This is a genomic window from Urbifossiella limnaea (genome assembly GCF_007747215.1).
In the GTDB taxonomy this organism is placed as follows: domain Bacteria; phylum Planctomycetota; class Planctomycetia; order Gemmatales; family Gemmataceae; genus Urbifossiella; species Urbifossiella limnaea.
Genome location: NZ_CP036273.1, coordinates 6,047,748 through 6,065,756 on the forward strand (window position 1 = coordinate 6,047,748; position 18,009 = coordinate 6,065,756).

Sequence of the window (18,009 nt, forward strand, 5' to 3'; positions counted from 1 at the left end):
GGCGGTGGCGCGGCGAACCTGTAGAACACCCGCCGTCACACTCCCGCCCGAGGGCTCGCCGTGCGCCCGTTCCTGGACGAGTTTCGCAAGTTCATCCTCCGCGGCAACGTCGTCGATCTGGCCGTCGGCGTCGTGATCGGCGCCGCGTTCGGCAAGATCGTCGACTCGCTGGTCGCGGACATGTTCATGCCGGTGGTCGGCGTGCTGACCGGCGGGTTCAACGTCGAGGGGATGCACACCACGCTGTACGGCGACGCCGTGCTGAAGTGGGGGAAGTTCCTGCAGGCGGTCATCAACTTCGTCATCATCGGGTTCTGCATGTTCCTGGTGGTGAAGGGGGTGAACGCGCTGCACCAGCACCTGCTGAAGCAGGAGGCCGCCGCCCCGCCGCCGCTGCCGTCGCCGACGGAGAAGCTGCTCGCCGAGATCCGCGACCTGCTGAAGGAGAAGCCAGACTCACTCCGGCCGGCCCAGCTGCCGAACCCGTAGCACCAGGACCAGAAGCAGAACCGCGCACGCGGCGCCGACCGCGTACCAGTTCGCCGGCAGCAGGTCGTACTCGACGAACCCCGGCGCCTCGGCGGCGTGCAGCGCGGCAGCCACGGGGCTGATCGTCAGCGCGGCCTCGACGGCGGTGTGGCCGAACGGGGCGTCGCGGGCGAGCCACACCAGCAGCGGCCCGGCGCACACCGCCACGAGCACCACGTTCGCGGTCGCCATCGCCGCGGCTGTGGTCCGCGCCAGGCTACTCGCGGCGGCGCCGAGCAGCACCGCGAACACCGCCGTCCCGGCCAGACACGCCACCGCCCGCCGCGCCTGCGGGGCGAGTTCGGGGCTCACCGTCATCATCACCACGTACCCGGGCAGCGTGGCGCACATCAGCAGCAGGAGCGGCCACGCGGCACTCAGGAGCTTGCCGCGGAGGATGCGGCCTGGCGTCAGCGGCGTGGTGCGCAACAGCGTCCACCCGCCGCCCTCGCGCTCGCTGCTAATCAAGCCCGCCGCCAGACTCGGGGCGAACAGCAACAGCAGCGCCGTTTGCAGCAGCACGAGCGCGGCCCCGATGCGTCCCGCCCCCCAGTCCACGGCCCCGCCGGCCGCGACGTAGGTGAGCCCGAGCGACAGCACGGCGCACCCGGCGATGAGCCGCAGCGTCCAGTGCCCGCGGCCGAACCGGCGGGTGCGGAACTCCTTCACCATGACCGGGTTCACCCACCGGCTGATGGGCCGGGCGCGGCGGTTCGGGTCGACGAGGAAGAACAGCCGCCGCCGCCGCCGCTCGCCGGCCGAGCGGTCCTCGGTCATCACGCCGGCGGCGCGGGCCACGTCGAGCGGCGACCGGGCCAGCGCGCGCACCGTGCTCGCGGCGCAGACGCCGCTCACGACCGTTGCCAGCAGGAGGAAGCGCGGCACGGCCCCGGTCGCGGTGGCGAGCCCGTGCGAGCCGACGCCGCCCTGCCCGAGCACTTCCATGATCGCGGGAATCGGCGACAGCGCCTTCACCCACGCGGCCGCGCCGCCGAGCAGGCCGGAATCGCCCTCGACGAGCCACGCCGGCGCGAGCGGCACGGCGCAGACGCCGATCGCCAGCGCGTACGCGGCGCGGAGCGCGGCGTCGGTCGAGCGCGCCCGGCCGCTCACCCACAGCGCCAGCGTGGCGAGTTGCAGCGCCGCGACGGCGAGAACGAGGTACAGGAGCGCGACGCCGCCGCGGACCGGCGCGCCGCCGAGGGCGTGGCACGCCGCCGCGGCGGGGGCGGTCATCAGGAGCAGCAGCGCGGTGAAGCCGAGGACGCCCCCGAGCTTGCCGAGGTAGATCGCCCACGGCGTCAGCGGCGAGTTCAGCAGCAGCGCCAGCGTCCCCTTCACGCGCTCGCGGACGATCGCCGTTGCGGGATAAGCGGGAACGAGGAACACGACGCCGGCCAGCAGCCCGTAGCCGAACACGCGCAGCACCTGCACCGAGCGCGCCCCGCCGACGTCGGTGACGCCGCCGGTCGGCCAGCGAACGAGCACGAGCGCGGCGCACGCCGCGGCCAGGAGCAGCTGCGCGGCGACGGCCTGGCGGGTGCGGAGGAGTTCGAGCAACTCGCGGCGGACGATCGGGTTGGTGGTCATCGGGCCGCCTCGCCGTCGGCCTGCTGCGACACCGTCATGAAGGCGTCTTCCAGGTCCGTCTGCACCTCGCGGAACTGCGCAACCCCCACGCCCGCGGCCACAAGCGTGCCGAGCAGCGCGGCGAGTTCGTCGTCGGGCTTCGCGGTGCGGAAGCGGACGGCGAACTCGGCCGGCGCCGGCGTCACGGCGTCGCCGACGTACCGCCGCACCACGTCGGCCGCCGCGGGCACGGCCTCGGCGCGGGTCAGCAGCACCTCCATCGTCCGCAGCGGGCTCAGCTGGCGGGCGATCTCGGCGAGGGTGCCGGCGGCGCGGAGCCTGCCGCGGGCGATGATGGCGACGCGGTCGCAGATGCGGGCCAGCTCGGGGAGGATGTGGCTCGTCACGATGAGCGTCTTGCCGCGGGCGGCGAGGCCGAGCAGCACCTGCCGCATCTCGATGCGGGCCTGCGGGTCGAGGCCGTTGGCGGGCTCGTCGAGGATGAGCGCCGGCGGGTCGTGCAGCAGCGTGCGGGCGATGGCCACGCGCTGCTTCATGCCGTGGCTCAGCGCCTCCACGTACAGGTCGCGGAAGGTGCCGGCGCCGGCCGTCTCCAGCACCTCCTCGACGCGCTTCGGCCGGCCCTTCCGCGGCAGGCCGAACGCGGCGCCGAAGAAGTCCAGGTACTCGGCGACGCGCATGCCGTCGTACCCGCCGAACGTGTCGGGCATGTAGCCGATGAGGCGCTTGACGCGGCGTGGGTCGGCGGCGCAGTCGATGCCGGCGACGGTGGCGGTGCCGCTCGTCGGGCGGGCGAGGCCGACCAGGATTTTGATGGTGGTCGTCTTGCCGGCCCCGTTCGGGCCGATGAACCCGAGGATTTGCCCGCGGCCGACGGAAATCGTCAGCCGGTCTAACGCCACGAACGAGCCGTACCGCTTGGTCAGCTCGCGCGTCTCGACGACCGCCCCGTCCGCCATGCCGGTCCCCCCGTTCACGGTCCGCCCGCCGTCCGGCCGACCACGTCCAGCCCCAGTTCCTCGATCTTCCACGGCACCGGCGCCGGCGCCGGGTCGGTGATCGACACCGTCAACAACAACCCCCCGTCGGCGTCCGGCCGTAGGTGCCGTGGGTCCGCGATCTGCACGCGGACCGGCTCGGCCGGCGCGTCGGCGACGAACAGCGTCTCCGCCCCCACGCGCACCGCCACCCGCCGGCCCGGCGCGCGCACCCGCAACTTCAGAACAGCGCGTTCGACCTCCAGCGGCAGCACCGCCGCCGGCAACTGGAAGCGGAGCAGTTGCTCGGTGGGCGCCGAGGAGTCGAGCGTCGGGCGGCCCAGATCGGGGCGGCGGATCGGCACGAACGCGGCCGGCACCGCCACCCGCGTCCCGGGGGGCGTCCGCTCGAACGCCAGCGGCGTGACCAGTAGCACCGTTCCGACCGCCCGGCTCCCGTCGCGGCCGGTGAACGGCACACCGGCGGCGTCGGCCCACGTCAGGAGCAGGTCGCGCCCGTCGAGGTGCGCCGGGAGCGGGCCGCCGAGCATCTGCCGGTACACCGCCTGCCGCCGTTGCTGGCGGTCGCTCAGAACCGCACCCGGCAGCAGTTGGCCGGGCGGCAAGTCGTCGTCGGTGACAAACGTGCCGTCGGCCGCGAACCGCGCCGCGAGCAACTGTCGCTGCGCGGAGAAGACCAGCGCGTCGGCCGGCGCCGACAGTCCCGGTGCGGTCAGGCGGCCTTCGACTCCCGCGGGGCCGAACCGCACCGCGGCCGTCACCGCCCCCGGCCGCGTGGTGGCGCGGAAGGCGCCGGTGCGCACGCCGGCCGGCAGGTCGAGCCCCTCGACGTGCCAGGCGTCGGTGTCGGTGACGACGCGGGTGCGCGTCTGCCCTTCGAGGCCGGCGGCGTCCAGGTCGAGGACGCCGCCGCGCGGCGCGGCCAGCGGCACCGGGCCGGAGTCGGGCTGGAACACGGCGAGCACACCGGACAGCGTGACCTCGTCGGTCCCGCTCACCGGCTCGGCCACGGCCACGGCGGCGACCGTCGGCGGCACGCTGCCGCGCGTCAGCTCCGCATGCCCGACGAAGACGCCCGCCGCGCCCGCCGCCGCGACCGGAGCCAGCCAGCCGACCAGCTCGGGCCGCCGCGACCGGCGCAGGCCGACGCCGATGCCGGCGACCACGGAGAGGAACCCGCCGAGCACGACGGCCGCGGTGCCGCGGCCCATCACGGCGTACCCCACCTCGTCGTCGAGGAGCGGGCGGAGGGCGTCGGCTGGGAGCGGCGCCGGCCGGTTGGGCGGGTGCAATTCGGCCGCCAACTCCTGCACCGCGTCGGCGCCCGGCGGCGGCCCGGGGCGCGACAGCCCTTTCGTGCCCGCCGGCGGCGGCGGGGGTGGCGGCGGGGGCAGCCACCCGGCGGCACCAAGCGTGGTGACGAGGACGCGGCCGCGGCCGACGTTCCGGGCGAAGCCGGCCGGCCAGTCGTTCGCCACCGCGAACACCCGGTCGCCCACGGCCGGCAGGACGCGGACGTGTTCGACGGGCTGGTCGAAGTCCCGGTGTTGCGCCGCCTGACGGGGCGGGCCGAGGCGGACGCGCGTGAGGCCGACCCGGTCCACCACCTCGACCGGCCGGTCGTCGCCGAGCAGCGGCGCGACGCTGCCCCCATCGACGAGGTCGAGGAGAACCCACAGCCGGCCGCCGCGCGCCACCCACTGCCGCAGCGCCCACCGGCCGACGGGGTCGGCCGCGAGTCGGTTCCCGGCCACGACGACGTGATCGACCCCGTCGAACGCCTCCGGGGTCGGCGGCAGCGGCCCGTCGGGCGGCACCGTCAGTTCTTCCGGCAGCGTGGCGGCCTTCCGCACCAGCTTCACGAATGCGGCCGCGGCGGAGTGGTACGGCTCGTCGGCGATCAGCGCCGTCGTCGGCGTACGGGCGCGGAACGGCACCGGCCGCGCGCGAATCTTTTCCCCCTCGCCGGGCCGCAGCACCAGGGTTTCGGTGCCGTCGGTGCGGTCGTAGAGGAGCGACCGGACTTCGACGGCGTCGCCGGCGGGCGGCGCGGGGCCGAGGGGGAGCCACGCCGACAAGGCGGCCCGCGGCGGCACCCAAATGTCGCGCGCGAACCGCGCCCCGGGCCGTGCGTCGTACTCGACCACGACCCGGGCGTCGCGCGGCGTGTCGCCGGCGTTGGCGACGGTGAACCCGAGGGTGCCGCCGGTGTCGGTGAGGCGCGCGCGGCCGCCGACGGGCGTGAGCCCCTGAAGGCTGAGGGGGTGGTCCTGGGCGCGGCCGGCCGGCGCGACGAGGGCCACGACGACGGCGAGGGCGGCGAGTCGGGTCGCGGGCATCGGGACGTTCTACGACGGCGACGGGTCGCGGGGCAGGCGTAGCGTCAGCGCGAACAGCCCCGCCAGGGCGTAGGTTTGCACCGACGCCACGAGCAGGTTCTCGGCCGGCGTCAGCGGGTCGTGGCGGTTCTTGATCATGGCGAACGCCCGCTCCGGCCCGAGTACCAGCTTCGACGCCTGCGTGTCCGGCAGCCACGCCACCGCCAGGCACGCCCACATCGCCCACCGCCCCGGCCCGGCCGGCAGCCGCGCCACCAGCAGCCCCACAGGCACCGCCAGCAACAGGAAGTAGTGCGGCCAGCTCGTCGGCGCCAGCAGCAGCATCCCGGCACACGCCGCGGCGAAGGCGCGGTCGCGGCCGGTGGTCGTGCCGCGCCCGGCCCACGCCGCCCACGCCACGGCCCCGACCACGGCCAGTTGCGACGCGACGATCAACGCCCGCGCCAGAAGCGGGAACGCGGGCGCGGGGTCGATTCGGCTCTGCGGCGGCGGCGCGAGCGCCCGCAGCCAGTACGACTCGGCCGACAGGTTCCGCCACACGCCGGCGAACTCGCCGCTCACCACCGGGATCACCTCGGCGACGTACACCTGAAACGTCTCGCCCCCGAGTACGCCGGCCGCGACCGCGTTCATCACCCCGAACGCGACCACGGCCGCAACCGCGGCACGCCACCTGCCGGCGGCCACGAAGTACATCGCCACGAACGCCGGGAACAGCTTCACCGCCGCGGCGACGCCGACGCACGCCCCCGCGAGCCACGAAAGGTCGCGGCGGTCGGCGGCCCACGCGGCGGCGAGCAGGAACACCAGGAGCGCGTTGAACTGGCCGAACATCACCTGGTCGAACAGCGGGGCGCACGGCAGCCCGAGCGCGACGCCGATCACGACGCCGCGCCAGCCGGGCCGGTAGCCGAGTTCGCGCACGACGAGCCACACGGCGACACCGGCCAGCGGCAGGGTGGCGAGGTTCCACGCGAAGTGCGCGTCGGCCGGGGCGAGCGGCGCGAGCGGCAGCACCAGCAGCACCGACGCCGGCGGGTGCGCGTTGACGGCGAGGAACTCGTCGCGCGGGTCGGGGATGAGGCCAGTGTGCCGGAACAGGGCGGCGCGGAGGTCGCCGTACACCGGCAGGCCGGCGGCGTGGTCGCGGGCCGACAGCCAGTCCTGCACGAAGTCGCCGACGAACCCCGGCGGCGGGCGCACGACGGCGAGGTACGCCGGCCCGTACAGCAGCGCCGCGAGCGCGGCGGCCACGACCCAGAGCACAGTCCGGCGGGGCGACGTGGGCATGAGCGGCGGCTACGGTTGATAGGCCGTGGGGTCGGGGACGCCGGCCTCGGCGAAGCCCTTGCGGCGGAGCTGGCACGAGTCGCACCGGCCGCACGCCCGGCCGGCGGCGTCGGGGTCGTAGCAGCTGAGCGTGCCGGCGTAGTCCACGCCGAGCCGCACGCCCTCGCGGATGATTTCGGCCTTCGTCAGCTTCAGCAGCGGGGCATGGACGCGGAACCGACCCGCGCCCTCGGTGCCGGCCTTCGTCGCGAGGTTCGCCATGCCCTCGAACGCCGCCAGGAACTCCGGCCGACAGTCGGGATAGCCCGAGTTGTGGGCCAGCACGCCGTCGGCGACGAACGTCTCGGCCCCTGCCACCGACAGGTCGTACATGTGCTCGACCGGCGGTAGTTCCCGCACCGCGGCGACCTGGCAGAATGCCAGCGGCGAACGAACCAGCGCGGCCAGCGCGGGCACGTCTGCGAACGCCGCCCGCTGCGCCCGCACTCCGGGGTCATACTTCCCACCGCGGTTGTAGACCGCCGTCTTGCCGCCCGCGGGGAGCGCGGCCGCGGCCACCGCCCGCCACAGGCCGGAGCACTTCCACAGGCCGGTCGCCTTGTCCCGTGCCGTCCGTGCCGCCGCGGCGGCGTAGTCTGCCCGCTTGTCCGGGTGCGCCAATGGGTACAACTCGACGAACCGGGCGAAGTCCCGGCTGCGGCCGAGGTAGAGCAACTTCTGCGCGTTCGGCCCGCGCTTCACGTTCGGGAAGATGCCGTCGAGGAGCAGGACGTGGTACAGGTCGTCGATCAGCGCGTGTGACTTCTGAGCCAGGACCGTCCGGCCCTTGAACACCCGGCTGCCGTCGCCGTCCCACAGCCCGGCCACAACGAGCCGCCGCTGCCGCTGCGACAGCCTCCAGAAGAACGTCGGAAACCGCTTCCGACCGGCCTTCGCCGTCCCGAACAGGCCGAGATGCCAGAACAGCGTGGCGAACACGGACGATGCCACCTGAAAGTCGAAGCGGTTCGCCGGCGACGGGCGGACGTTCACCCCGTACCGGGCAAAATACGCCGTCAGCCGTTCGGCCGCGCCGGGGATGCCGCCCACGGAGAAACTCAGCACCGGCCTCCGCGACGCGGGCTCCTTCCCACCCTCCGCCAGCCACAACCCCACGACGTAAAGGAACTCGTCGTCCACGGGGAAGCGGACCGGTAGCTGCGTCTTCCGGAGGCGGTTCGTGACGAAATCGCCGTCGCGCACGATCGACGGCCGGGCAAACCGGGTAGCGCACGCGGCCGGCAGTTCGCTGATGTTGAGTTCCGCCAGGTCGGCCGCCCAGGCGTCGGCCGCGATCGACAAATCGTACGGGACGACGAGCGGCATCCCCGGTGTGATCGAGTCGCCGCGGACGGGCACGACCGCGGCCGTGTCCGGGTCGAGGGTGAAGAGCGAATGGTCCTCGGACACCGTGACCGTCTGCCCGCGGTCGAGCCGGACCTCGAACGCCCGGCGCGTCGCGGTCCAGTGGCGGGCGCGGGCGGTGACGGGGAACCACCCGAGCCGCAGCGAGGCGGGGTCGACCGCGATGGTCTCGTACTCGCGCGGCGGCAGGGCGTGCGCCTCGCGGATCGGCATCAGCCGCGCCCACTCTCGGGTCCGCAGCCAGACGCGGGTATCGCCGTGGACGCTGTAATCGAGCACGTTGGCGCCGATGAAGATGTCGAACGCGCCGACCGTCTCGGCGTATCCGAGGGCGAGGCCGAGTAGAATCGTGTTACGCGCCGGCACGTAGGTCACCGGCACGCCGTGGCCCATGTCGTCGGCGCTGCGGTCCTTCGGCACTGCCACATCCGCCGTCAGCGCCGAGCCGCCGATCGCCCGCAGGTCCAGCTTCACGGTGCGGTGTTCGGCCACGCCGAGCGCCGCCGCCACCGCCGCAGCGCGCTCGAGCTCCACCTGGTGCCGCTGGCCGTAGTCCACGCTCAGGGCGTACACGTCGAAGCCGTCGGCCTTCGCGGCCGCAGCCGTGGTGGTACTGTCGAGCCCGCCGCTGAGGAGGACCACCGCCCGCGGCCGCGCCATCCTTCGCCCCCGCACTGGAACCGGGCCGCCCGCGCGACTATCCCTGAAGGGTAGCCCCGTCACCCCCGGACCGACATGGAACACACGGACACGCCGGCCGCCGACCAGCTCGAGACGTTCCCGAACCCGCGGCCGGGCCGCGAGTTCACCATCGAGATCGTCTGCCCAGAGTTCACCAGCGTGTGCCCGAAGACCGGCCAGCCGGACTTCGGCACGATCACCTACCGGTACGTCCCCGGCGACACCTGCGTCGAGCTGAAGTCGCTGAAGCTGTATTTACAGAAGTTCCGGAGCCGGGGCATTTTTTACGAGCAGGTGACGAACCAGCTGCTCGACGACTTCGTGGCGGCGTGCTCGCCGGTGCGGTGCGAGGTCGTCAGCCGGTGGACGCCGCGCGGCGGCATCTCCACGAACGTGACGTGCGTGTACGAGCGGGCGGCGTAACCACGATTACCCCACCACGATGGCGTTGTCCAGCCGCAGCGTGGGGACGACCTCACGGGCGCCGTGCAGCGCTAACTGCTTCACGTGGTAGGAATCCGCGCGGCCGCGGAGCGTGACGCGGTCCGAGCCGACTTCCACGGCCAGATCGCGGACCCGCCGGCTCGTGCGGGTCGTGACGCTCGCGAGGACGCGTTCGCTGAGGGTCGGCGGGGTCGTACTCATAGCCGTGTGCGTCTCCTCGGCACGGCTGCCCGGGCGGCGGGCAGATTCGGTTAGACTCATGGCAGTAGCGTGATGAGCAGCGAGGCCGCTCAGGCTGTGCAAACGGCGGACCAAGCCCCGGCCGGGCGGCGGGTACGATTCGAGGTGTGCTATTCCGTCGTCGTGCTGACTGTCCGCTGGCGGTCGGCCGCGCACGACACCGGATCGGCGTGGGAGCGGCTGGGGCTGGGCATTCGCTACGCACTGGCCAGCCTGGCGCTCGGGCCGTGGGGGCTCCCCTGGGGGCCGATCTGGACGGTCGTGGCCGTGTGGACGAACCTCACCGGCGGTGTTCCGGACCAATCCGCGGACGACTGACCACAACCGCGTTCCCGATCAGGGAACCGGCGGCGAGTTCAGGCCCGGGTCGAGTTCGCGGGCGCGGTTGAAGTCGGCCCGCGCGGCGTCGGCGCGGCCGAGCGGCTGGTACGCCAGCCCGCGGTTGTACACGCACCACGCTCGGCCGGGGCCAGCGCCGCGTAAGCCGCGACCGCCGCCAGCGCCCCCGCAGCGTCGCCGGTCCGCAACCGACACCCGCCGACGTGGTAGTTCGCTCACGGCGAGCCCGGGTCGAGCAGGGCGGCGCGGTCGAGGTGCGGCGCCGCCGCGGTCGGGTCTCCCGCCGCGATCCGCACGCGGCCGAGGGCCAGGTGGTCCCACGCGGTGCGGCACGGGGTCGCGGCGGCGCGGCGGGTCGCTTCCTCGGAAGCGGGTGTGTCGCCGAGACACACAACTGTGCGGCACGGGCCAGGTCCAGTGCCGGCCGCGGGCCGTCGAGCCGGTCGGCACGCCTCTCGACGGCTGCTCCGCGAGGTGCCGGCGCAGGTCGGCGGCGACCGCGGCCGCGCTCGGGTAGCGGGCGGCGGGGTCGGCGGCGGTGCAGCGTGCCACCAGCGCCGCCGGCGACGGCGGCACGCGCGCCCAGTTCAGCGCCTCGCCGAGGACGTGGCCCAGCGCGAACACTTCGCCGCGGGCGTCGACGGCGCGCGACACCGGCTCCAGCCACTTCACCGCCTCCACGGCCGCGGCCTGTTCGGGCGGCATGTACCCGGGAGTGCCCCGAGCACCAGCGGCGGCACGCCCCCGCCGCGAGCGGGGCGCGGGCCGGGTGGAAGTCAAGCAGCATCGGCGTGCCGTCGGCCGCGAGGAGGACGTTCGACGGCTTCACGTCCAGGTGGAGCAGCCCGCGGTCGTGGGCGTACTGGAGCGCGTCGGCGAGGCACGCCACGACCCAGCACACGGCGTCGGTGTAGCTCGCCCGCTCGATCGCCGCCCACGCCGGGCCGCGTGGCGGCGCGGGGGCGGACGTGGGTTCGCGCAGCGCCGTGAGCAGGTCGGCGCCGCCGACGCGGCGCTCGGCGGCCTTCAGCGCCACGGCGAGGGTGGCGCCGCCGAAGTACGGCTGACACAGCCCGTCGAGCCCGACCTCGGCGAACCGGTGGGCGGCGTACAGCGGCACGACGTGCGTGTGCCGGAGCCGCGCCAGCGACAGGTGCTCGTCGCCGCCGGCGGGGACCAGCTTCAGCACCACGGGCCGGTCGGCGAGCGCCGGTTGAACCGCGACGAAGACGGGGCCGACGGCGCCGCGCCCGGGCTCGGCGACGAGCCGGAACTCGCCGAGGACTTGGCCGGCGGCGGGGAAGAGCGGCGCCGGCGGGGGGCCGAGCGCGGCCTGGCAGCGGACGAGTGCCCGCACCTGCGCCGCCCACGCGGGGAGGAGCCGCCACGACGTCGGCATCGGTCGGCTCGACGTACTCGTCCCGGAGGGCGAGTTACTCGGCGATCAGTTCGAGGGCGGCGTCGGGGTCGGCGCGGAGGCGCGGGTGGCGGCGGGCGTAGTCGGCGGCGGTGGGCCGCGCGCCGGCGCGCCACCGGGCGACCATGTTCGCGGCGAACCGCCCGGCCTCGGACAGCGGCAGCCGGGCGGCGCGGAGGACGGGGGCGGTGGACGGCACCGAGACGGAACTGGCCAGCTTCTTCGCCGGCGACCCGGGCAGCCGGCAGGGCGTCGAGCCGGGCGTCGTGACGACCGACGACGGCACCACGTCGACCGTCGGCACCGACGTGGCGAGCGGCGAGGCACGGCTGTTCGCGCCGGACGGTCGCGGCCGCGGCCGACTCGGCCGTCACGGCAGCGTCGGCGCCCCGCCGTTCGAGGGCTCGTCGCTCACTGGGGCCGACGCGACGGCGGTCGAAGCGGCACTCACCGCCGCGACCTACGACGGCACCGGCACTCTCAGCACGCTCTCGACCACGCCCGGCGGCGCGCCCACGTCCGACGACGCGGACGTGACCGTGTCCGTGGACATCGACACCGCGACCATCACGGCCGCGGACGACGCCCCGCTGCGGCTGCTGAACGTGACCGGCACCGTGACGCTGACCGTCGGCGACGTGGCGCCGGTGCGTTACGCCTTCACCGGGACCCTGAGCCTGGCCGGCGGCACCGCCGACGCCCCGCGCGGCGGCCTCACCATTCGCGCCACGCCGACCGGCAGCGCTACCGACTACACGCTCGACGGCGTGGTCGCCGACGACACCGTGACCGTGAGCTGGCTCGTGGTGTCCGACCGCTCGACCGGTTCGGGCGGCAGCATCCTCCAGGTCCGCACGGTACGCGCCGCCGACCCGCTAACGCTGACCCAGGCGTGAGCGGCGAATCGCGTCGGCCGGGTACCGCGGCTACAATGCGCGGCACCCGCCCCCCTTCGCCCCGGAGCGCCATGCACACCCGTCCGCGCGTCGCCCTGGAAGTGCTCGAAGCCCGCGAGGTGCCGGCGGTCAACGTCGTCGTCGATTACTCGTTCGACGCCTCCGGCTTCTTCGCCGACGCCACCCGCCGGGCCGTCGTGGAGCAGGCCGCGGCCGACCTCGGCGCCCGCCTCGACACGCCGCTCGCCGCCGTCGATCCGAGTGGGAACAGTTGGACCGAGATCTTCACGAACCCGGCCACCGGCGGCACCGGCCGCGTCAGCAACGCCGCGCTCCCGGCGAACACGCTCGTGGTGTACGTCGGCGCCCGCGAGCTGGGCAGCAGCACCATCGGCTCCGGCGGCCCCGGCACGTTCTCGGCGTCGGGCTCGTCGGCATTCCGGACGCTGCTGCGCACCCGCGCCCCGAACGGCTCCACCGCCTGGGGCGGCAGCGTCGCCTTCGACGCCAACACGAACTGGTACTTCGGCACGAGCGCCGCCGGCATCGGCCGCACCCAGACCGACTTCTACTCCGTCGCCGTCCACGAGATCGGCCACGTCCTCGGCGTCGGCACGTCGTCGCGCTGGACGGCGCAGATCAGCGGCGGCACCTTCGTCGGCCCGAACGCCGTCGCGGTGTACGGCGGGCCGGTGCCGCTGGCGTCGGGCGGCGCCCACTGGCGCGACGGCGTCACCGTGAACGGCCAGCCTGCGAGCCTCGACCCGACCACGACCACCGGCACCCGCATCCCGTTCTCGGCGCTCGACTTCGCGGCGCTCGAAGACATCGGCTGGACGGTCGGCGACGGCACCACGACCACCCCGGTGACGACGCAAGCGACGACCCGCCCGTGGGCCGGCACCTGGACCTCGCTCGCCGGCCGCGACGTGGTCGTCCTCAGCGGCGTGACCGCCGGCACCGCCCGCGCCTTCGTGGCGAACGCGGCCGGCACCCTCACCGCGGTCGGGCCGACGATCACGCCGTTCGTGGGCGGCTCGGTGGTGCGTGCCACGGTCGGCGACTTCAACGGCGACGGCACCGCCGACCTGGCGTTCGCCACCGGGCCGGGTTCGACCGCGGCGGTGCGGATCCTGAACGGCCGGACCGGCGCCGACCTGGGCGGCCTGACGACGGTGCTGGACGGCTTCGGCGGCGGCGTGTACGTCGCGGCCGGCGACCTGGACGGCGACGGCCGCGACGAGCTGGCCGTGTCCGCGGACGCCGGCGGCGGCACCCGCGTCACCGTTTTCCGCGTGGCGCGCACGCTCACCGCGGCGGCCGACTTCATCGCGCTGGACGACCCGAACTTCCGCGGCGGCAGCCGGGTGGCGGTCGGCGACGTGAACCGCGACGGCACGGCCGACCTGGTGGTGGGGGCCGGCATCGGCGGCGGCCCGCGGGTGGCGGTGTACGCGGGCAAGTCGGTTCTGTCTGGCTCGCCGTCGCGGCTGATCCCCGACTTCTTCGCGCTCGACTCGTCGCTGCGGAGCGGCGTGTTCATCACGGCCGCGGACCTGGACGCGGACGGCTACGCGGACCTGGCCTACGGCACCGGCGACACCGGCGGCCCGCGGTTACGGATCGTGTCGGGGGCGGTACTGGTGGCGAACCCGGGCGTACGGGCCGACCAGTTGCCGGCGGTGGCCGACTTCTTCGCGTTCGACGAGACCGACCGGAGCGGCCTGCGGGTGGCCGCCCGCGACCTGACCGGCGACGGCCGCGCCGAGCTAGTGGTGGCGAGCGGCGCGAAGGCAGCGGCGCGGGTGCGGGTGCTGTCGCTCGCGGGCCTGGCGACGGCGCCGACGTTCGACCCGTTCAACGGCGTGGCGGCGCTGGACGGCGTGTACGTGGGCTGAGGCCCGCGTCGTATCATGGCCGCAGGAGGTGGCCTGTGCCCGCTCACGACCGGACCGACACCGACACATTCGCATGACCCGGGTCGCCGTCGTCCGCCGGTGGGTGCTCGGGCTGGCGTTCGTCGCCGCCGGGGTCAACCACTTCGTTCAGCCCGACTTCTACACCCGAATCATGCCGCCGTGGCTGCCGTGGCACGCGGAACTCGTGCTCCTCAGCGGCGTCGCCGAGGTCGCGCTCGGGTTGCTGGCGCTGCCGTCCCGCACCGCACCCGCCGCCGGGTGGGGGCTCGTCGCGCTCCTCGTCGCCGTCTTCCCGGCGAACGTCCACATGGCGCTGCACCCGGAGCTGTTCCCCGAGATTCCGGCGTGGGTGCTGCTGGCGCGGCTGCCGTTCCAGGGCGTGTTTATGTGGTGGGCGTACCGCTGGACGCGCCCCGCGGGGGGCACCTGATGCGCGTGTCCGTCGCGCTCTGTACGTACAACGGCGAGCGGTTCCTACCGGCGCAGCTCGCCAGCATCCGCGGCCAGGACCGTCTGCCGGACGAACTCGTCGCCTGCGACGATGGCTCGACCGACCGCACCGTCGAGCTGCTGCGGGCGTTCGCGGCCGAGTCGCCGTTCCGCGTCCGCGTGGAGGTGAACCCGACGCGGCTCGGCTCGTCGGACAACTTCGCCCGTGCCGTGTCGCACTGCACCGGAAGCCTGATCGCGCTGTGCGACCAGGACGACGTGTGGCACCCCGACAAGCTCGCCACGCAGGAGGCGGCGCTGGCCGCGGACCCGGGGGCGAACTTCGCCTTCTCCGACGCCGACGTGGTGGACGAACACGGGGAGCCGCTCGGCTACACGCTGTGGCGGTCGATCGGCTTCGGGCGGCGCGAGCAGAAGCAGTTCGCGGCCGGCGAGGGGTTCGAGTGCCTGCTGCGCCGCTACCGCGTCACCGGGGCGACGCTGATGGTCCGCGCGGCGCTGCGCGAGCTGCTGCTGCCCGTGCCGCGGGGCTGGGTCCACGACGCCTGGTTCGCGTTGGTTCTGTCGGCCGTCGGGCGCGGCATCCCGGTCGCGGAACCGCTCGTCCATTACCGCCGGCACGGGGGCCAGCAGGTCGGCGCGACGCTGCGGTCGGTCGGGGAGGAGTTCGACGCGGCGAGGCGGCTGACGGCCAACGGCTGCGACGCCGTCGCCGACCGGTACGCGGCGGCGCTGGCGCGGCTGGAAAAGTTGCCGGGGGTGTCGGCGGAGCGGCTGGAGTTGCTGGCGGGGAAGGTGGCGTTCCACCGCAAGCGGGCGTGGCTGCGGCGGCGGGCGTGGCTGCCGGCGCGGCTGCCGGGGGTGGTCGGGGAATTGCTGCGCGGGAACTACGGCCGCTACGCCCGCGGCGTGCTCGCCGCGGGGCAGGACGTGTTACTCCGCTGAGTCGCGCACCGGCAGCGCCTCGCGGACCAGGTGCGGGGCGAGCTTCTCGGCCAGCGCCAGCCCGCCGAATAGCACGCCGCAGTAGAACAGGTCGCCGACCAGCGCCGTGCGGTAAAACGGCACCGCGGCGGCGTAGCACTCGACAAGGCCGTCCCACGTCGGGGCGTACATCGCCAGCGGGCCGCCGTACAGCGACTCGCTCCACACGAACAGGTTCGTCACGCCGAAGAACAGCAGCGACCCGCCGACCGTCGCCAGCGTCACCGAGCCGACGCCGATGCGGCCGCGCAGCAGGAAGCCGAAGCCGGCCACGGCCGCGACCGTCAGGTAAATGATCGCCGTCCAGTGGTAGAAGCCGGTGCCGCCGGCGATCCAGCCGTCCAACACGCCGAGCTGCGTGCCGACGTGTAGGGCGGCGTCGCTGAGGAACATGGCCGCGACCGGCACCGCCAGCCCGAGCCACCACGGGCGGAGGGTGGCGGCGGCGAACAGGGCCAGCGCCGTCACCGGGGCGAAGTTCGGCGGGTGCGGCGCGAGGCGCGCCAGCCCCGCCAGAACCACGACCCCGGCCATCACCCCCACGCGGTAACCTGTCATCGGCGTCCCCGAAGCGAACACGAACGGTCGCGGCGCAGCCTCGCCTACTATTCATACCGTCGGCGGGCCGCTACGGTAACCCCGCCCGCCGCACCCGAAGGACTCGCACCCATGTTGAACACCAAACTCCGCGACGCCGTACTCGGCGTCCTGCCGCGCGTCCTCAAGCCCGGCCAGTACATCGGCGGCGAGTTCAACAGCGTCGTCAAGGACCACCGCCAGGTCCGCGGCACCCTTTGCCTGTCGTTCGCCGACGCCTACGAACTCGGCATGAGCCACCACGGGCTCCAGGTGCTGTACTCCATCATGAACCGCGACCCGCAGTGGGCCTGCGAGCGGGTCTTCACCCCGTGGCCCGACTTCGTCGCGCAGCTGAAGAAGCACGGCCTGCCGCTGTACAGCCTCGAAACGTTCACGCCGCTGAGCGAGTTCGACGTGCTCGGCTTCAGCCTCCAGTACGAGGTCTGCTACACGAACATCCTGGGCATGCTCGACCTCGGCGGCGTGCCGCTGATGGCGGACGAACGCACACTCGACGACCCGCTGGTGATCTGCGGCGGCCCCGGGGCGCAGAACCCGGAGGTGCTGGCGCCGTTCGTGGACGTGTTCATCGTCGGCGACGGCGAGGAGAGCCTGCCGTGGCTGATGGACAAGTGGATGTCGCTGAAGGAGCGCGGCGGGCAGAGCCGGCACGACATGATCGGCGAGCTGGTCGCCAGCGTGGCCGACGGCGGGTGGGCGCCGTGGGCGTACGCGCCGGCGTTCTACTCGCCCGAGTACAAGGCCGACGGCACGCTGGCCCGCCTCGCCCGCACCCGGTCCGACGTGCCGGCGCAAATCACCGCCTGCACCATCCGGCAAGACTTCGACGACATCCCGCTGCCGACGAAGCCGATCGTGTCGAACATCGCCACCACGCACGACCGCATCGCCATCGAGATCATGCGCGGCTGCCCGTGGCAGTGCCGGTTCTGCCAGAGCACCGTCATCAAGCGGCCGCTGCGCGTGCGAAGCGTGGACTGCATCGTGAACGCGGCGCTGGAGAGCTACCGGAACACGGGGTACAACGAGATCAGCCTGCTGTCGCTGAGTTCGAGCGACTACCCGCACTTCGAGGAACTGGTGACGCGGATGCACGAGGTGTTCCACCCGCTCGGGGTGAACGTGAGCGTGCCGAGCCTCCGCGTCAACCACCAGTGGCGCAGCCTGCCCAAACTCATCAAAGGCATCCGCACCCAGGGGCTGACGCTCGCCCCCGAGGTGGCGCGCGACGACATGCGCGACCAGATCCGCAAGCCGATCGACAACGCGGACCTGTTCGAGGGCTGCCGCGAGGCGTTCAAGCTCGGCTTCCGGCGGGTGAAGCTGTACTTCCTGTGCGGCCTGCCGGGCGAGCGGCCAGCGGATCTGGACGGCATCGTGGACCTGAGCGAGCAGATCAGCGACATCGGCCGGCAGGTGACGGGGCGGCACACGGACGTGGTGGCGAGCGTGTCGAACTTCGTGCCGAAGCCGCACACGCCGTACCAGTGGAACGGCATCCAGACGCGCGAGTACTTCCGCTGGGCGGGCGACTACATGCACCGCCGGAAGCGGCTCAAGAGCGTGAAGCTGAAGCAGCACAACATCGAGCGGAGCCTGTTGGAGGGCTTGCTGACGCGCGGCGACCGCCGCACGGCGCCGGTGCTGCTGGAGGCGTACCGCCGCGGCGCCGGCCTGGACGCGTGGGACGAGTGCTTCAAGCCGGGCCTGTGGTGGAAGGTGGTGGAGGACTTGGGGGTGGACTTCGCGTGGTACGCACAGCGCCAGCGGCCGACGGACGAGGTACTGCCGTGGGACGTGATCAACGTGAAGAAGGGCCGGGCGTACCTGGAGAAGGAGCAGGCGCGGAGCGTGGTGCAGCTGGGGGTGATGGCCGAGGCGACGTGAGGG

17 protein-coding genes and 1 pseudogene are annotated in these 18,009 nt (G+C 73.8%); 8 read left to right on the plus strand and 10 right to left on the minus strand.

Going from position 1 to position 18,009, the window contains the following annotated elements:
• The first annotated feature begins 60 nt into the window (after positions 1–60).
• Positions 61–489, plus strand: a complete 429-nt coding sequence (gene mscL, locus ETAA1_RS24635) for a large-conductance mechanosensitive channel protein MscL (protein ID WP_145243145.1) — start codon at positions 61–63, stop codon at positions 487–489.
• Here the strand turns inward: mscL and ETAA1_RS24640 are convergent.
• The 6 genes and pseudogenes from ETAA1_RS24640 to ETAA1_RS33925 all read right to left on the minus strand — a co-directional run.
• Positions 457–2,118, minus strand: a complete 1,662-nt coding sequence (locus ETAA1_RS24640) for an ABC transporter permease subunit (RefSeq protein ID WP_145243146.1) — start codon at positions 2,116–2,118, stop codon at positions 457–459. The two genes, mscL and ETAA1_RS24640, sit on opposite strands and share 33 nt — an antisense overlap.
• Positions 2,115–3,077, minus strand: coding sequence for an ABC transporter ATP-binding protein (locus ETAA1_RS24645; RefSeq protein ID WP_145243147.1), 963 nt, complete (start codon positions 3,075–3,077; stop codon positions 2,115–2,117). The genes ETAA1_RS24640 and ETAA1_RS24645 overlap by 4 nt, the downstream gene beginning before the upstream one ends.
• Positions 3,078–3,091: 14 nt before the next feature.
• Positions 3,092–5,455: a hypothetical protein gene (locus tag ETAA1_RS24650; protein WP_145243148.1), complete on the minus strand. Its 2,364-nt coding sequence runs from the start codon at positions 5,453–5,455 to the stop codon at positions 3,092–3,094.
• 9 nt (positions 5,456–5,464) lie between these two features.
• A complete protein-coding gene (locus tag ETAA1_RS24655; RefSeq protein WP_145243149.1) occupies positions 5,465–6,745 on the minus strand; it encodes a glycosyltransferase family 87 protein in 1,281 nt (426 codons plus the stop codon).
• Positions 6,746–6,754: 9 nt separating this feature from the next.
• Positions 6,755–8,362 (minus strand): 7-cyano-7-deazaguanine synthase, encoded by a 1,608-nt coding sequence (locus ETAA1_RS32365; protein WP_390621253.1) that lies wholly within the window; start codon positions 8,360–8,362, stop codon positions 6,755–6,757.
• 33 nt (positions 8,363–8,395) lie between these two features.
• Positions 8,396–8,824, minus strand: a pseudogene (locus ETAA1_RS33925) (7-cyano-7-deazaguanine synthase); the annotation flags it as partial.
• Between the two features lie 60 nt (positions 8,825–8,884).
• Between ETAA1_RS33925 and queF the strand changes: the two are divergent.
• Complete coding sequence (gene queF / locus ETAA1_RS24670; RefSeq protein ID WP_145243150.1) at positions 8,885–9,253, plus strand: preQ(1) synthase; 369 nt, start codon at positions 8,885–8,887, stop codon at positions 9,251–9,253.
• Between the two features lie 6 nt (positions 9,254–9,259).
• Here queF and ETAA1_RS24675 read toward each other — a convergent pair whose 3' ends face one another.
• Positions 9,260–9,475 (minus strand): hypothetical protein, encoded by a 216-nt coding sequence (locus tag ETAA1_RS24675; RefSeq protein WP_145243151.1) that lies wholly within the window; start codon positions 9,473–9,475, stop codon positions 9,260–9,262.
• Between the two features lie 144 nt (positions 9,476–9,619).
• On the opposite strand from ETAA1_RS24675, the gene ETAA1_RS24680 reads away from it, so the two are divergent.
• Positions 9,620–9,832, plus strand: coding sequence for a hypothetical protein (locus tag ETAA1_RS24680; RefSeq protein WP_145243152.1), 213 nt, complete (start codon positions 9,620–9,622; stop codon positions 9,830–9,832).
• Positions 9,833–9,850: 18 nt separating this feature from the next.
• On the opposite strand, the gene ETAA1_RS32370 is transcribed toward ETAA1_RS24680, so the two are convergent.
• Together ETAA1_RS32370 and ETAA1_RS24690 are read right to left on the minus strand one after the other, a co-directional pair.
• Entirely contained in the window at positions 9,851–10,558 is a 708-nt protein-coding gene (locus tag ETAA1_RS32370; protein ID WP_202920386.1) for a serine/threonine-protein kinase, read from the minus strand.
• 728 nt (positions 10,559–11,286) lie between these two features.
• Positions 11,287–11,469 (minus strand): hypothetical protein, encoded by a 183-nt coding sequence (locus ETAA1_RS24690; protein ID WP_145243154.1) that lies wholly within the window; start codon positions 11,467–11,469, stop codon positions 11,287–11,289.
• Here ETAA1_RS24690 and ETAA1_RS24695 point away from each other — a divergent pair.
• From ETAA1_RS24695 to ETAA1_RS24710, 4 genes are all read left to right on the plus strand, one after another.
• On the plus strand, positions 11,459–12,166 hold the full coding sequence (locus tag ETAA1_RS24695) for a hypothetical protein (RefSeq protein ID WP_145243155.1): 708 nt from the start codon (positions 11,459–11,461) through the stop codon (positions 12,164–12,166). The genes ETAA1_RS24690 and ETAA1_RS24695 overlap by 11 nt on opposite strands.
• A 71-nt stretch (positions 12,167–12,237) precedes the next feature.
• Entirely contained in the window at positions 12,238–14,064 is a 1,827-nt protein-coding gene (locus tag ETAA1_RS24700) for an FG-GAP-like repeat-containing protein (RefSeq protein ID WP_145243156.1), read from the plus strand.
• A gap of 73 nt (positions 14,065–14,137) precedes the next feature.
• On the plus strand, positions 14,138–14,515 hold the full coding sequence (locus ETAA1_RS24705) for a DoxX family protein (protein WP_145243157.1): 378 nt from the start codon (positions 14,138–14,140) through the stop codon (positions 14,513–14,515).
• Complete coding sequence (locus ETAA1_RS24710; RefSeq protein WP_145243158.1) at positions 14,515–15,480, plus strand: glycosyltransferase family 2 protein; 966 nt, start codon at positions 14,515–14,517, stop codon at positions 15,478–15,480. Before ETAA1_RS24705 ends, ETAA1_RS24710 begins: the two co-directional genes overlap by 1 nt.
• Here the strand turns inward: ETAA1_RS24710 and ETAA1_RS24715 are convergent.
• Positions 15,469–16,077, minus strand: coding sequence for a DUF6580 family putative transport protein (locus ETAA1_RS24715; RefSeq protein ID WP_145243159.1), 609 nt, complete (start codon positions 16,075–16,077; stop codon positions 15,469–15,471). The two genes, ETAA1_RS24710 and ETAA1_RS24715, sit on opposite strands and share 12 nt — an antisense overlap.
• Before the next feature lie 111 nt (positions 16,078–16,188).
• On the opposite strand from ETAA1_RS24715, the gene ETAA1_RS24720 reads away from it, so the two are divergent.
• Positions 16,189–18,006 carry a TIGR03960 family B12-binding radical SAM protein gene (locus ETAA1_RS24720; protein ID WP_145243160.1) on the plus strand — a complete coding sequence of 606 codons (1,818 nt, stop codon included), beginning with the start codon at positions 16,189–16,191 and terminating at the stop codon, positions 18,004–18,006.
• Positions 18,007–18,009: the final 3 nt, after the last annotated feature.